Origin of the sequence: Legionella norrlandica, from assembly GCF_000770585.1 — a bacterium.
GTDB lineage: Bacteria > Pseudomonadota > Gammaproteobacteria > Legionellales > Legionellaceae > Legionella > Legionella norrlandica.
In genome coordinates this window covers 1-439 of the sequence record NZ_JNCF01000132.1, presented here as the reverse complement: position 1 = coordinate 439, position 439 = coordinate 1, and the positions used below count along the sequence as shown (strand labels likewise).

Here is a 439-nt window from a genome sequence, read left to right as displayed (position 1 = left end):
TGATTGCTGGGATAACAGCGTGCTGAGAGCTTCTTTGGCAGCTTAAAACAAGAGCGAGTTCAATGGCGAAATTATCAAAACCGATGGGAAGCTCAACAGGACATTTTGAATTACATCACCATGTTCAATAACAGCCACAGATTACATTCTATTTGGGGATATTTAAGCCCAAATCAATTTGAAAAACAGAGCGATTTTTTAATGAAAGTTGCTTAACTGGGGTGTAACATTTTGGTTGACCACGTCAAAACTTAACGTTTTCGATTTTGAATAATCATAACCAATCCAACAAACATTTTCCTGATTCAATACGTGGGGTTTCATTTCCAAACCAATGATCATATAGAGCAGCGTGATCTAATGTTGATAAAGGTCCAAAGTCATATAAAAATTGCTTACATCTTATGAGAGCATTTTTATACTTAATATAGTAGTAATA

2 pseudogenes are annotated in these 439 nt (G+C 34.9%); one reads left to right on the top strand and one right to left on the bottom strand.

Going from position 1 to position 439, the window contains the following annotated elements:
• Positions 1-216: pseudogene (locus tag OK13_RS14345) on the top strand (IS3 family transposase); the annotation flags it as partial.
• 30 nt (positions 217-246) lie between these two features.
• Here OK13_RS14345 and OK13_RS15640 read toward each other — a convergent pair.
• A pseudogene (locus OK13_RS15640) lies at positions 247-439 on the bottom strand (hypothetical protein); the annotation flags it as partial.